A 13,657-nucleotide genomic window follows, 5' to 3' on the forward strand; every position below is an offset into this window, starting at 1 on the left:
AGATGGCCAAACCGAGCACCAAGGGTGACAAGAGCGAGACGACGGCGGTCGAACTCACCGAGAGCAGCGCCGCGTCGGCCCAGAAACCCCGCAGGCCCAAAGCGCCTGCGCCTGCCCCCAAGCACGGCTTCCTGTCGCGGCTCTACACCGGAACCGGCGCCTTCGAGGTCATCGGCAAGCGCCGGATGTGGTACGCGATCAGTGGCGCCATGGTCGCGATCGCCATCATCAGCATCCTGGTCCGCGGCTTCACCTTCGGCATCGACTTCGCCGGCGGCACGAAGGTGTCGTTCCCGCGCGGTGACACCAACGTCAGCCAGGTCGAAGAGGTCTTCCGCGACACCATCGGAAACAGCCCCGAATCGGTGGTGGTGGTCGGCAACGGCACGTCGGCGACGGTGCAGATCCGGGCTGAAACGCTGACCAACGACCAGACCGAAAAGCTGCGGGACGCGCTGTTCGACAAGTTCGCGCCCAACGGGCCCGACGGCCAGCCCAGCAAGCAGGCGATCAGCGACTCCGCGGTGTCGGAGACCTGGGGCGGGCAGATCACCGAGAAGGCAGTCATCGCACTGGTGGTGTTCCTGTTGCTGGCGGCGTTCTACATCACCGTGCGTTACGAGTGGTACATGACCATCGCGGCGATGGTCTCGATGGTGTTCGATGTCGCGGTCACCGCCGGTATCTATTCGCTGGTCGGGTTCGAGGTGACGCCGGCCACCGTGATCGGCCTGCTCACGATCCTCGGCTTCTCCATCTACGACACCGTGATCGTGTTCGACAAGGTCGAGGAGAACACCCACGGCTTCGAACACCGCACCAAGCGCACCTATGCCGAGGAAGCCAACCTGGCGGTCAACCAGACCTTCATGCGGTCGATCAACACCAGCCTGATCTCGGCGCTGCCGATCATGTCGCTGATGGTGGTCGCGGTATGGCTGCTGGGCGTGGGAACACTGCAGGACCTTGCGCTGGTGCAGCTCGTCGGTGTGGTCGTCGGCACCTACTCGTCGATCTATCTGGCCACGCCGCTGCTGGTCACGCTGCGGGAGCGTACCGAGCTGGTGCAGAACCACAACCGACGGGTGATGCGGCGGCGCAAGCCGACGTCGGGCTCCAAGTCCATGCCGGCCGCCGCGGCTGACTACGACACGGACATCGACGTCGACAGCGGCGATGACGAAGAGGCCTCGGCGGTGAGCACCGCTGCCGCGCCTTCCGCGCCGGCGCCGGGTGCCAAGCCGGTACGTCCCACCAGCCGGCGCACCCAGCGTCCGACCGGCAAGCCGGGCGCCGGCGGGTAACCGGCGATGGCGGCCCGCGGTCGGCACGCTGCGGCCCTGGTGGTGGCGATCGTCACCGCAGCCGGGTCTTTGTCGGCATGCACCAGTGCCGCCGTCGACCAGATCGACTACAGCGTCGACGGCAGCCTGCACACCTACAACACCACGTCGGTGGCCGGTGCGGCTTCGGCTGCGCCGCAAGCGTTCTCACGCACGTTGACCGGTTTCGGCTATCACGGTCCGGACGGGCAGATCCTCACCGATCGCGACTTCGGCGCCGTCTCGGTGGTGGGTCGCGCCCCGCTGGTGCTGGACTACCAGATCAACGACGCTGCGGTGTATTCCGACGACAAGCCGGTCACCTGTGACGATCTGGTGCTGGCCTGGGCGGCGCAGTCGGGGCGTTTCCCGGGGTTCGACGCCGCCAGCCGGGCGGGCTATCTGGACATCGACCACATCGAATGCCGGCCCGGTGAGAAGAAGGCCCGGGTGTCGTTCTTTCCCGACCGCGCCATCGTGGACTACGACGACCTGTTCACCGCGACGTCGATGATGCCGTCGCACATCATCGGCGAGAAACTCGGGCTCAACACCACCGAGGTGCTGCTGGCCCCGCCCGGACCCGCCGATGAGGGCAAGGCCAAGATCGCCGAGGCCTGGAACACCACCTGGCAGCTCGACCGATCCTCCGACCTGAACCACTTCCCGTCGTCGGGGCCCTACAAGATCGACTCGGTGCTCGATGGGGGCGCCGTGGTGCTGGTGGCCAACGAGAAGTGGTGGGGCGCCAAACCGGTCACCAAGCGGGTCATCGTCTGGCCGCAGAGCGCCGACGTCGCCGACCGGGTCAGCAAGCGGGCGGTCGACGTCGTCGACGTCGCGACCGGCTCGGCCGGGTCGCTGATCACCCCGGACGACTACCAGAGCAGCAACACGCCGTCGGGTGGCATCGAGCAGCTGATCTTCGCCCCGTCGGGACCACTGTCGGAGACTTCCGCGCGCCGGGCGGTGGCGCTGTGCACTCCTCGTGACGTGATCGCCGCCGATGCGGGTGTCCCACTGGTCAATTCGCGGCTCAACACCGCCATCGACGACGCGTTCGACCAGGCCGAGAACGTGCCCGAGACCGCCCAGTTCGCGCACGCCGACCCGAAGGCCGCCAGTGAGGCGCTGTCCGGCAAACCCCTGACCGTGCGCATCGGCTACCGCGGACCCAACACCCGACTGGCCGCGGTGGTGGGCGCGATCAGCAGCTCGTGCGCCCCGGCGGGTGTCACCGTCAACGAGGTGGCGTCCGACGCCATCGGACCGCAGGCACTGCGGGAGGGCCAGATCGATGTACTGCTGGCCAGCACCGGCGGCTCCACGGGCAGTGGGTCGACCGGCTCGTCGGTGATGGACGCCTACGAATTGTTCAGCGGCAACGGCAACAACCTGTCGGGCTATCACAACGACCAGATCGACGGAATCATCTCCGCGCTGGCGATCACCGCCGACCCGACCGAACAGGTCCGGCTGCTGGAGGAGAGTGGACCGGTGCTGTGGGCCGATATGCCGACGCTGCCGCTGTTCCGCCAGCAGCGCACCCTGCTGTGGTCGAAGAAGACCTACGGCGTGGTCGCCAACCCCACCCGGTGGGGGGCGGGCTGGAACATGGACCGCTGGGAGCTGCAGCAGTGAAGCCGGCCGGCCCGGCTGACGGCACCGTTGCCGATGTCGTCGCGGCGCTGACCCGCGAGGTCGCGGACTTCCCGGTTCCCGGCGTCGCGTTCAAAGACCTGACGCCGGTGTTCGCCGACGCCGCCGGCCTGGCCGCGGTGATCGACGCGCTGGCCGCCGTTGCCGACGGCGCAGACCTGGTCGCCGGGATCGACGCACGCGGATTTCTGCTGGCCGGAGGGGTCGCCGACCGGCTCGGGTTGGGCGCGCTGGCGGTCCGCAAGGGCGGAAAGCTGCCGCCGCCGGTGTTCTCGGAGACCTACCAGCTCGAGTACGGCCACGCCGTGCTGGAGATCCCGGCCGACGGCCTGACGCTGACCGGTCGCCGGGTGGTGATCGTCGACGACGTGCTGGCCACCGGCGGCACCCTGGCGGCGACGCTGCGGCTGCTGCGCAGGGCGGGAGCCGAGGTGGTCGCGGCGGCCGTGGTGCTCGAGCTGGGTGTGCTGGACGGGCGCGACGCGGTGGCTCCGCTGCCGGTGCACAGCCTGCGCGTCGTTTAGCCGATATTCTCGTGGTCGGAGGTGAACGACGTGGGTCTTGAGGAGAGCTTCGACGAGGCCGTCGAAGAGGGGGTTGCTCAGGACTCGCCCACCGAGCGTACCGACCTGCTGAAGGTTCCCACCAGCGCCTCGCGGCGGGTCCGGGCCCGCATCGCGCGCCGGATCACCGCCCAGCGCGGTGCGTTCAGCCCGGTACTGGAGCCGTTGGTCGCGGTGCACCGGGAGTTCTACCCGAAGGCGAACCTGGCGCTGCTGCAACGTGCCTACGAGGTCGCCGAACAGCGGCACGCCAGCCAGCTGCGGCACTCCGGCGACCCTTACATCACCCACCCGGTGGCCGTCGCAACCATCCTGGCGGAGTTGGGCATGGACACCATCACGCTGGTGGCCGCGCTGTTGCACGACACAGTCGAGGACACCGGCTACACCCTGGAGGGGCTGGGCGCCGAGTTCGGTGACGAGGTCGCCCACCTGGTCGACGGGGTGACCAAGCTGGACAAGGTGGTGCTGGGCACCGCGGCCGAGGCCGAGACCATCCGCAAGATGGTCATCGCCATGGCGCGTGACCCACGGGTGCTGGTGATCAAGGTCGCCGACCGGCTGCACAACATGCGCACCATCCGATTCCTGGCGCCGGAGAAGCAGGCGCGCAAAGCCCAGGAGACGCTGGAAGTCATTGCGCCGCTGGCGCATCGGCTGGGTATGGCCACCGTCAAGTGGGAGCTCGAGGATCTGTCGTTTGCGATCCTGCACCCGAAGAAGTACGAGGAGATCGTCCGGTTGGTGGCCGACCGTGCACCGTCGCGGGACACCTACCTGGCCAAGGTGCGCGCCGAGATCGTCAACACGCTGGCGAAGTCGAAGATCACCGCGACTGTCGAGGGCCGGCCCAAGCACTATTGGTCGATCTACCAGAAGATGATCGTGCGGGGCCGCGACTTCGACGACATCTACGACCTGGTGGGGCTGCGGATCCTGTGCGATGAGATCCGGGACTGCTACGCCGCGGTCGGCGTGGTGCACTCACTGTGGCAGCCGATGGCCGGCCGGTTCAAGGACTACATCGCCCAACCGCGTTACGGGGTCTACCAGTCGCTGCACACCACGGTGATCGGTCCGGAGGGCAAGCCGCTGGAGATACAGATCCGCACCCGCGAGATGCACCGTACCGCCGAATACGGCATCGCCGCGCACTGGCGTTACAAAGAGTCCAAGGGCCGCAACGGCGTTCCGCAGTCGGGCACCCCCACCGAGATCGACGACATGGCCTGGATGCGTCAGCTGCTGGACTGGCAGCGGGAGGCCGCCGACCCGGGGGAGTTCCTCGAATCCCTGCGCTATGACCTGGCGGTCAAAGAGATCTTCGTGTTCACCCCCAAGGGCGATGTGATCACCCTGCCTACCGGTTCGACGCCGGTCGACTTCGCCTACGCGGTGCATACCGAGGTCGGACACCGCTGTATCGGTGCCCGGGTCAACGGCCGGCTGGTCGCGTTGGAGCGCAAGCTCGAAAACGGGGAAGTGGTGGAGGTTTTCACCTCCAAGGCCCAGAACGCCGGGCCGTCACGGGACTGGTCTCAGTTCGTGGTGTCGCCGCGGGCCAAGGCCAAGATCCGGCAGTGGTTCGCCAAGGAGCGCCGCGAGGAGGCACTGGAGTCGGGCAAGGACGCCATCGCCCGCGAGGTGCGCCGGGTGGGGCTGCCGCTGCAGCGCCTGGTCAACGGTGAGTCGATGGCGGCCGTCGCCCGTGAACTGCACTACACCGACGTCTCGGCGCTCTACACCGCGGTCGGTGAGAACCACATCTCCGCGCACCACGCCGTGCAGCGGCTGGTGGCGCAGCTCGGCGGGGTGGACCAGGCCGAGGAGGACTTGGCCGAGCGCTCCACACCGCTGACCATCCCGCGCCGCGAACGGCACACCGATGACGTCGGCGTCGCGGTACCCGGCGCGACGGGGGTGCTGACCAAGCTGGCCAAGTGCTGCACCCCGGTTCCGGGCGACAAGATCATGGGTTTCGTCACCCGCGGTGGCGGGGTGAGCGTGCACCGGACCGACTGCACCAACGCCGACTCACTGCGGGACCACGCCGAGCGGATCATCGAGGTCAAGTGGGCGCCGTCGCCGTCGTCGGTGTTCCTGGTGGCCATCCAGGTCGAGGCCCTCGACCGGCACCGGCTGCTCTCGGACGTCACCAAGGTGCTCGCCGACGAGAAGGTCAACATCCTGTCGGCGTCGGTCACCACGTCGCGCGACCGGGTGGCGATCAGCCGTTTCACCTTCGAGATGGGCGACCCGAAACACCTGGGCCACCTGCTGAATGTGGTTCGCAACGTCGAGGGTGTCTACGACGTCTACCGGGTGACGTCGGCTGCCTGAGCCGGTGAGCTCAGTGGGCCGGTGTGAAGCTGTCCGGGTCGGCGAACGCCCAGTCGGCTTCCCAGGAGTCGGGACGTTCGGCCAGCAGTTGGCCCGGCCGCAGCCATTCGTAGATCTCGGCGTAGGTCCGCACGATCGACGGTGAGACCCGCTTGCGCAGCATGTGCGGGTTGAGCTGCTCGGGCCGGTGGGCGCCCAGCGAGGCGATCATCTGCATCGCCTGGTGAACTGTGGCGGCCTGATAGCGCTGCACCCGCACGCTCTTGTCGGAGACGTTGAGGGCGCGGGCCCGCCGCGGATCCTGGGTGGCCACGCCGGTGGGGCAGGTGTTGGTGTGGCAGCGCTGCGCCTGGATGCAGCCGATCGCCATCATCATCGCCCGCGCCGAATTGGTGTAGTCCGCACCCTGGATCAGGCGTTTGACGACGTCGGTGGCTCCGGCGACCTTGCCACTGGCGCCCAGTCTGATCTTGTCGCGCAGACCCATCCCGACCAGGACGTTGTGAACGGTCATCAGGCCGTCGGTGAGCGGCATGCCGACGTGGTCCTCGTATTCCAGTGGTGCCGCGGCTGTTCCGCCTTCGGCACCGTCGACGACGATGAAGTCGGGCGCGGTTCCCTCATCGACCATCGCCTTGCAGATCGCCAGCACGTCGGTGCGGGTGCCGACACACAGTTTGAATCCGGTGGGCTTGCCGCCGGCCAGTTCACGCATCTCGGCGATGAACCGGATCAACTCCCGGGGGGTGGAGAAGGCCGAGTGGGCGGCGGGGCTGACGCACTTCTGATGTGCGGGAACACCGCGGTAGCGGGCGATCTCCTCGCTGACCTTGGCGGCCGGGAGCACGCCGCCCAGACCGGGTTTGGCACCCTGACTCAGTTTCAGTGACACGCATTTGACGTTGGGATGCGCTGCCTTGTCGGCGAACTGCGCGGAGTCGAAACGACCGTCGGCGGAGCGGGCCCCGAAGTATCCCGAGCCGATCTCCCACACCAGATCACCCCCGTGCTCGGTGTGATACGGGGTCAGGCCGCCCTCACCGGTGTCGTGGGCGAAACCGCCCAGCGCGGCCCCCTTGTTCAGGGCCAGGATCGCATTGCTGGACAGCGCCCCGAAGCTCATCGCTGAAACATTCAGCAGCGCCATCGAATACGGCTGCTTGCAGTCCGGACCGCCCACCAGCACCCGAGGCGGGGTGTCGGGCACCGGGGCCGGTGCGATCGACTGCGCGAGATGCTCATAGCCGACCGAGTCGATGTCACGTTCGGTGCCGAACGCCTGCTCGGAGTGGGTGCCCTTGGCGCGCTCGTAGATGATCGTGCGGCGAGACCGATCGTAGGGGCGCCCGTCGAAGTTTCGCTCGATGAAGTACTGCTGCAGTTCCGGGCGCAGATCCTCCATCAGGAACCGCAGGTGACCCAGCACCGGATAGTTGCGCAGCACCGAGTGCCGGGTCTGGATCAGGTCGTAGATCCCGAGCGCGAACACCAGCGCCGCCGGCACGGCAAGCCACCACCAGGTCGGGTGATCGGCGATGGCGCCGGCCCCGGCGCACATGGCGACCACGCCGAGGGCAGCGATTGCGATGAACCGGTACATGCGCTAGTCGGAGCGAACCGACTTGATCGTCACCTTGGTTACCGGCGCGCCGTCGCTGCCACCGCCCTTGACGCCTGCCTCGGCGATCTTGTCCAGGGTGGCCAGGCCGTCCTTCTGGATGGTGCCGAACACCGTGTACTGCGGCGGCAGCATCGAGTCCTGGTACACCAGGAAGAACTGGCTGCCGTTGGTGCCGGGCCCGGCGTTGGCCATCGCCAGCGTGCCGCGCGGGTAGGTCACCGGCTGCTGGGAGCCCAGATCGTCGGCGGCGTATTGGTCGGTGGGGTATTCGTTGGCGAACTGGTAGCCGGGGCCGCCGGTGCCGTCGCCGGTCGGGTCGCCGCACTGCAGCACGCTCAGCGACGGTGACGTGGTCAAGCGGTGGCACTGGGTGTCGTTGAAGTAGTCCTTGTTGCCCAGGCTGATGAAACTGTTGACGGTGCAAGGGGATTGGGCGTTGTCCAGGATCAACCCGATGGGACCCTGATCGGTCAGCATCGACACGCTGACCTCGGCCGGCTCGGTGGGCACCTTCCCGGAGCGGGGCGGCTCGACCTTCTTGCTCGCCGGCTGCCGCGAGGCCGGGTACTGGCAGTTGGAGCCCAGGGTGGGCGACGCGGTGAACTTCGGCAGCTCACCGGCTATCCCGGCCGGCTTCTTGGGGGCGTCGCCGGCCGCCGAGCTCTGCGAGGTGTCCGGCTTACCGGCGTTGATGTTGCTGGAGCCGCTGTCGTGCAGCACCGTGAACACCACGCCGACGATCAGCGCCACCGCCACCACCGCACCGGCGATCACCAGCACCAGGCGTTGCTTGCGCGCCGCCGCAGCCCGCTGCTCCATCTGCTGGTCCAGCTTGCGCTTGGCGTTGGCGCGCCGTTCTGAGTTCGTGGACACCGCGGGTCTACCTCCCTGGCTTGCTGGGCGAATCGGGTCCCAAGTCTGCCAGAGCCCACCCACGCCGCCCGCGTCCCCGCCGTCGCGGCGTGCAATGGGAAACTGGTCGATGTGTTGGTCACCGGATTCGCCGCCGGAATGCTGGCGTGTAACTGCTACGTGCTGGCGCCGCGGCAGGGCGCGGACGCGATCGTCGTCGATCCCGGCCAGCGGGCGATGACCCAGCTGCGTCGCGTGCTGGACGAGAACCGGCTCACGCCGTCGGCGGTGCTGCTCACCCACGGCCACATCGACCACATCTGGTCGGCGCAGAAGGTCTCCGACACCTACGGCTGCCCCACCTACATCCATCCCGCCGACCGGTTCATGCTCACCGACCCGCTGCGGTCGTTTGCCACCATGCCCGGCCAGGCGCTGTTCGGGACGCTGAGCAAGCTCATGTTCGCCGAACCCAAGCAGCTGATCGAGCTCGACCGCGACGGGGACAAGATCGGCCTGGGCGACACCACCGTCACCGTCGACCACACCCCCGGGCACACCAGAGGCTCGGTGGTGTTCCGGGTGGAAGGCGATGCGAAAGAGGTGGTGTTCAGCGGGGACACCCTGTTCCAGAACTCGGTCGGCCGCACCGACCTGCCCGGCGGCAGCGGCCGCGACCTGATGAACTCGATCGTCGGCAAGCTGCTGAGCCTGGACGACGCCACCGTGGTGCTGCCCGGCCACGGTCCGAAGACCACCATCGGCGCCGAGCGCCGCAACAACCCGTTCCTGGAAGGTCTGAGTGCGTGAGTACCTTTGCCGCACCCAAAGGGGTGCCGGACTATGCACCGCCGGCGTCGGCGGCCTTCGTCGCGGTCCGCGACACGCTGCTGGCCGCTGCCCGCCGTGCCGGCTACGGCGACATCGAGCTGCCGATCTTCGAGGACACCGCCTTGTTCGCCCGCGGGGTGGGCGAGTCCACCGACGTGGTCTCCAAGGAGATGTACACCTTCGCCGACCGCGGTGACCGCTCGGTGACGCTGCGGCCCGAGGGCACCGCCGGGGTGATGCGCGCGGTGATCGAGCACGGCCTGGACCGGGGCCAGCTGCCGGCCAAGCTCTGCTACTCGGGGCCGTTCTTCCGCTATGAGCGCCCGCAGGCCGGCCGGTACCGGCAGCTGCAGCAGGTCGGTGTGGAAGCCATCGGAGTCGACGACCCGGCGCTGGACGCCGAGGTGATCGCCGTGGCCGACGCCGGTTTCCGCTCGCTGGGGCTGGACGGATTCCGGCTGGAGATCACCTCCCTGGGTGACGACACCTGCAGACCGGCGTATCGAGAGCTGTTGCAGCAGTTCCTGTTCGGACTCGACCTGGACTCCGAGACCCGGCGCCGCGCCGAGATCAACCCGCTGCGGGTCCTCGACGACAAACGCCCGGCGGTCAAGGCGCTGACCGCCGACGCGCCGCTGATGCTCGATCACCTCTCCGATGCGGCCAAGGCGCATTTCGACACCGTGCTGGCACACCTGGACGCCCTGGGCGTGCCGTACGTGATCAACCCGCGGATGGTGCGCGGGCTGGACTACTACACCAAGACCACCTTCGAGTTCGTGCACGACGGGCTGGGTGCACAGTCGGGCATCGGCGGCGGCGGCCGCTACGACGGCCTGATGCGCCAGCTGGGCGGGCAGGACCTGTCCGGGATCGGGTTCGGGCTCGGGGTGGACCGCACCCTGTTGGCGCTGGCCGCCGAGGGCAAGACGGTGGGCGCGACCACCCGCTGCGACGTGTTCGGCGTCCCGCTCGGTGAGGCCGCCAAGCTGCGGCTGGCGGTGCTGGCCGGGCAGTTGCGGGCCGCCGGGGTGCGGGTGGACCTCGCCTACGGGGATCGCGGGATGAAGGGCGCGATGCGTGCCGCGGACCGTTCCGGCGCGGTGCTTGCCCTGGTCGCCGGTGACCGCGACGTCGAGGCCGGCACCGTCGGGATCAAGAATCTGGCTACCGGGGAGCAGGTCGACGTCGCTTTCGACGACGTTGTCGGTGAGGTCGCGCGCCGCATGCCGTCGTGATGCACGGTCGTGCACAGACCACCTGACAAAATCCGACACTCGGCGGCCTCCGGTAGCGTGGCTCGGTATGACGACGATGCGAAACGTGACAGTCAGGTTCGGGGCGGCGCTGGCGCTGGCGGTCGCCGGAGTTGTGGCCAGCCACGCCACATCGATCGCGGACCCGGAGCCCACCGCGGAGTCCCCGGCGCCGAGCGCGACCGAATCGGCACCGGAAACCCCGAAGGAGACTCCGGAGGAGACCGCGAAAGAGACCCCGAAGAAGAGTCCGACCGGCGGCCACGAGGTCACCTACACCATCACCGCCACCAGCGACCTGACCGGCAACATCTCCTACATCAAGGCCGACCCGCCGAGCATGGCGGCCTACAACGCCAACGCCGCGGAGTACCTGGAGACCGTGCACGCCCCGATCAGCGGGGGACAGCCGCTGGTGTACACCACCACGCTGGCCGACCCCGGCCAGTGGGCGCTGGTCACCGCCAGCGGGGGCCTGCGGATCAACCCCGAGTTCCACTGCGAGATCGCCGTCGACGGCGAGGTGGTGGTGTCCCAGCAGGGTGGCAGCGGCGTGAGCTGCTCGACCCGCCCCTGGTGACTCAGCCGGCGAACACGTACACCCAGGCTCGCGCGCCGGAGCGCAGCGGCACCGACATCCGCCGGTAGGCGTCGACTTCGTAGTCGTCGGCGGCCGCCAGCTCGGCGGGGCTGATCGCGAACACCGTGCCGGGGACGCAGGCGTCGGGCGCCGTAGACGGGAGCAGGATCGGATGACGGTCGCTGCCGCTGACGGCCACCACGTGTGGATCGGTGATCGTCACGTAATCCAGGTCGAAACCGACGATCGCGTCGGGGCGGCCGTCGAGCAGCCGCCCGAAGGTACTGCGCTGCACCCCGGCCAGCTGCAGGGTGCCGTAGGAGAACAGCAACTCGGTGCTCACCGCGCGCCACCGGGTTCGCCGCCTGCGACGACGACCACCTCGGCAGGCTCAGAGCCCACCGCGCGGATGCGATGGCTGATCGAGGCGTCGAAGTAGGCACTGTCGCCGGCAGCAAGGGTCCAGGTGACGTCGCCGTATTCCAGTTCCACGGTCCCGGTGTGCACGAATACGAATTCCTGACCGCCATGCAGGGGATGGGTGCCTCGGTTGATGCGCTCGGTGGGGCGAACCACGAACGGGGACATCGACTTTCCCAACATGCTCGCGGCCATCGCCCGGTAGCGCTGTCGGTCGGCGCTGCGGTCCGCGGCCCGGTCCACCGTGATCTTGTCCTCGTCGCCGCGTTCGGAGAACAGTTGCGCCACATCGACGTCGAGGGCCTGCGCCACCTTGATGGCCACCGCGATGGACGGCGTGCTGCGACTGCGTTCGACCTTGGACAGATAGCTCTTGGTCAGCCCGGTCCGCTCCGCAAGGCCTTCAAGGGTGAGCCCTCGCTGCTTGCGGACGGCACGCAGCAGTTCCGTCATCACACCATGATGACACAAGGTGTCATAACGAATACCATGTTGTCATGGCCGAAACCTTCGACGATTCCAAATCCGACCTGATGCAGCGCGCGGAGCAACACTTCGCGGAGAACTTCATCGAAACCGCGTGGTCCACCCGTCAGAAACTGGCGCTGACCTGCCGGGCCCTGTCCGACCGCGGCCACGACTCGGGCCTGGCCGGCCAGATCACCGCCCGCGCCGAGGCGCCGGGCACCTACTACACCCAGCGGCTCGGCCTGGGCTTCGACGAGATCACCGAGGACAACCTGTTGCTCGTCGACGAAGACCTCAATGTCATTGAGGGCGAGGGGATGGCCAACCCCGCCAACCGATTCCACAGCTGGATCTATCGGGCCCGCCCCGATGTGCAGTGCATCGTGCACACCCACCCGTTTCACGTCGCCGCACTGTCCATGCTGGAGACCCCGCTGGTCGTCTCGCACATGGACACCACGCCGCTCTACGACGACTGCGCCTTCCTGCCGCTGTGGCCGGGGGTTCCGGTCGGAAACGAAGAGGGCGAGATGATCTCGGCGGCCATCGGCGACAAGAAGGCGATCCTGCTGGCACACCACGGTCAGATCGTGGCCGGCGCCAGCGTGGAGGAGGCGTGCTCGCTGGCTGTGCTGATCGAGCGCGCCGCCGCACTGCAACTGGCCGCCATGGCCGCCGGCACCATCAAGGCGCTCCCGGAGAAGCTGGCCCGCGAGGCCCACGACTGGACCCTGCTGCCCAACCGCAGCCAGGCCAACTTCGCCTACTACGCCCGCCGCGCGTTGGTGAACCACCCCGACGCACTAACCAAGGAGTCATAAGTGGCAGCACAGTTGTACGGCGTCATCGGCTACCCGGTGACGCCTTTGAATGACGGCGGGATCGACACCGCGGCCCTGACCACCGTCATCGAGCGGCTCGTCGCAGCCGGGGTGCACGCCGTCGCCCCGCTGGGCAGCACCGGCGAACTCGCCTACCTCACCGAAGACGAGTTCGACACCTGCGTCGACGCCTCGATCGCCGCGGTCGCCGGCCGGCTGCCGGTGCTGGTCGGGGTGTCGGACCTGACCACCGCGCGCACCGTGCGCCGGGCTCGCTATGCCGCGCAGGCCGGCGCCGACGCGGTGATGGTCGCGCCGGTGTCCTACTGGAAGCTCTCCGAGCGCGAGATCACCACCCACTTTTCCGCCGTCTCCGACGCCGTCGACGTCGACATCGTCGCCTACAACAACCCGGCGACGTCCGGGGTGGACATGAGTCCCGAGCTGCTGGTCGGCATGTTCGAGAACATCGAGCACGTCACCATGGTCAAGGAGTCGACCGGGGATCTGACCCGGATGCTGCGGATCGCCAAGTTGTCCGACGGGCGTCTGCCGTTCTTCAACGGCAGCAACCCGCTGGTGCTCGACGCGCTGCGCGCCGGGGCCGCCGGCTGGTGCACCGCGGCGCCCAATCTGCGCGCGCAGCCCTGTCTGGACCTCTATTCCGCGGTCACCACCGGTGAGCTGAACACCGCACAGGTGCTCTACGACGACTTGAAGCCGCTGCTGGAGTTCATCGTGGCGGGCGGGTTGGCCACCACCGTCAAGGCCGGGCTGGAGTTGCTCGGGGTGCCGGCCGGAGAACCACGCCGGCCATTGTTACCGCTGGACGAGGCCGGACGGGCCGAGCTGCGCCGGTTGTTGTCGCTCTAGACGGTATGGGGGGCTGGGGCCTCACTCACATGTGAACGTGGGTTGCCGACA

At 68.2% G+C, this 13,657-nt stretch carries 13 protein-coding genes; 9 read left to right on the forward strand and 4 right to left on the reverse strand.

Annotated features, from left to right (window positions below):
• Positions 1-2 precede the first annotated feature (2 nt).
• From secF to K6T84_RS19285, 4 genes are read left to right on the forward strand one after another with little or no spacing between them, the layout of a single operon-like run.
• A complete protein-coding gene (gene secF, locus K6T84_RS19270; protein WP_225400235.1) occupies positions 3-1,304 on the forward strand; it encodes a protein translocase subunit SecF in 1,302 nt (433 codons plus the stop codon).
• A gap of 6 nt (positions 1,305-1,310) precedes the next feature.
• Positions 1,311-2,963 carry an ABC transporter substrate-binding protein gene (locus K6T84_RS19275; RefSeq protein WP_225400234.1) on the forward strand — a complete coding sequence of 551 codons (1,653 nt, stop codon included), beginning with the start codon at positions 1,311-1,313 and terminating at the stop codon, positions 2,961-2,963.
• Entirely contained in the window at positions 2,960-3,505 is a 546-nt protein-coding gene (locus K6T84_RS19280; protein WP_225400233.1) for an adenine phosphoribosyltransferase, read from the forward strand. Before K6T84_RS19275 ends, K6T84_RS19280 begins: the two co-directional genes overlap by 4 nt.
• A gap of 21 nt (positions 3,506-3,526) precedes the next feature.
• The gene (locus tag K6T84_RS19285; RefSeq protein WP_224860801.1) at positions 3,527-5,884 is read left to right on the forward strand and encodes a RelA/SpoT family protein; all 2,358 of its coding nucleotides are present in this window, start codon (positions 3,527-3,529) and stop codon (positions 5,882-5,884) included.
• Between the two features lie 10 nt (positions 5,885-5,894).
• On the opposite strand, the gene K6T84_RS19290 is transcribed toward K6T84_RS19285, so the two are convergent.
• Positions 5,895-7,484 (reverse strand): FMN-binding glutamate synthase family protein, encoded by a 1,590-nt coding sequence (locus K6T84_RS19290; protein ID WP_225400232.1) that lies wholly within the window; start codon positions 7,482-7,484, stop codon positions 5,895-5,897.
• A gap of 3 nt (positions 7,485-7,487) precedes the next feature.
• A complete protein-coding gene (locus K6T84_RS19295) occupies positions 7,488-8,378 on the reverse strand; it encodes a peptidylprolyl isomerase (protein ID WP_225400231.1) in 891 nt (296 codons plus the stop codon).
• A 111-nt stretch (positions 8,379-8,489) separates the two neighbouring features.
• Between K6T84_RS19295 and K6T84_RS19300 the strand changes: the two genes are divergently transcribed.
• The 3 genes from K6T84_RS19300 (at position 8,490) to K6T84_RS19310 (ending at position 11,024) form a co-directional block, all read left to right on the forward strand.
• Positions 8,490-9,167, forward strand: a complete 678-nt coding sequence (locus tag K6T84_RS19300) for an MBL fold metallo-hydrolase (protein ID WP_225400230.1) — start codon at positions 8,490-8,492, stop codon at positions 9,165-9,167.
• Positions 9,164-10,426 carry a histidine--tRNA ligase gene (gene hisS / locus K6T84_RS19305; protein WP_224860793.1) on the forward strand — a complete coding sequence of 421 codons (1,263 nt, stop codon included), beginning with the start codon at positions 9,164-9,166 and terminating at the stop codon, positions 10,424-10,426. Before K6T84_RS19300 ends, hisS begins: the two co-directional genes overlap by 4 nt.
• Before the next feature lie 67 nt (positions 10,427-10,493).
• Positions 10,494-11,024: an Rv2576c family protein gene (locus K6T84_RS19310; protein ID WP_224860791.1), complete on the forward strand. Its 531-nt coding sequence runs from the start codon at positions 10,494-10,496 to the stop codon at positions 11,022-11,024.
• 1 nt (position 11,025) lies between these two features.
• Here the strand turns inward: K6T84_RS19310 and K6T84_RS19315 are convergent, their stop codons facing one another.
• On the reverse strand, positions 11,026-11,367 hold the full coding sequence (locus K6T84_RS19315) for a gamma-glutamylcyclotransferase family protein (RefSeq protein WP_224860789.1): 342 nt from the start codon (positions 11,365-11,367) through the stop codon (positions 11,026-11,028).
• On the reverse strand, positions 11,364-11,897 hold the full coding sequence (locus K6T84_RS19320) for a helix-turn-helix domain-containing protein (protein ID WP_224860788.1): 534 nt from the start codon (positions 11,895-11,897) through the stop codon (positions 11,364-11,366). Before K6T84_RS19320 ends, K6T84_RS19315 begins: the two co-directional genes overlap by 4 nt.
• A gap of 44 nt (positions 11,898-11,941) precedes the next feature.
• Between K6T84_RS19320 and K6T84_RS19325 the strand changes: the two genes are divergently transcribed.
• Both K6T84_RS19325 and K6T84_RS19330 read left to right on the forward strand, forming a co-directional pair.
• Complete coding sequence (locus tag K6T84_RS19325) at positions 11,942-12,733, forward strand: aldolase (protein ID WP_224860786.1); 792 nt, start codon at positions 11,942-11,944, stop codon at positions 12,731-12,733.
• Positions 12,734-13,606 (forward strand): dihydrodipicolinate synthase family protein, encoded by an 873-nt coding sequence (locus tag K6T84_RS19330; protein ID WP_224860784.1) that lies wholly within the window; start codon positions 12,734-12,736, stop codon positions 13,604-13,606.
• The last annotated feature ends 51 nt before the right edge of the window (positions 13,607-13,657 follow it).

The sequence above is a fragment of the Mycobacterium zoologicum genome (assembly GCF_020181635.2).
GTDB lineage: Bacteria > Actinomycetota > Actinomycetes > Mycobacteriales > Mycobacteriaceae > Mycobacterium > Mycobacterium zoologicum.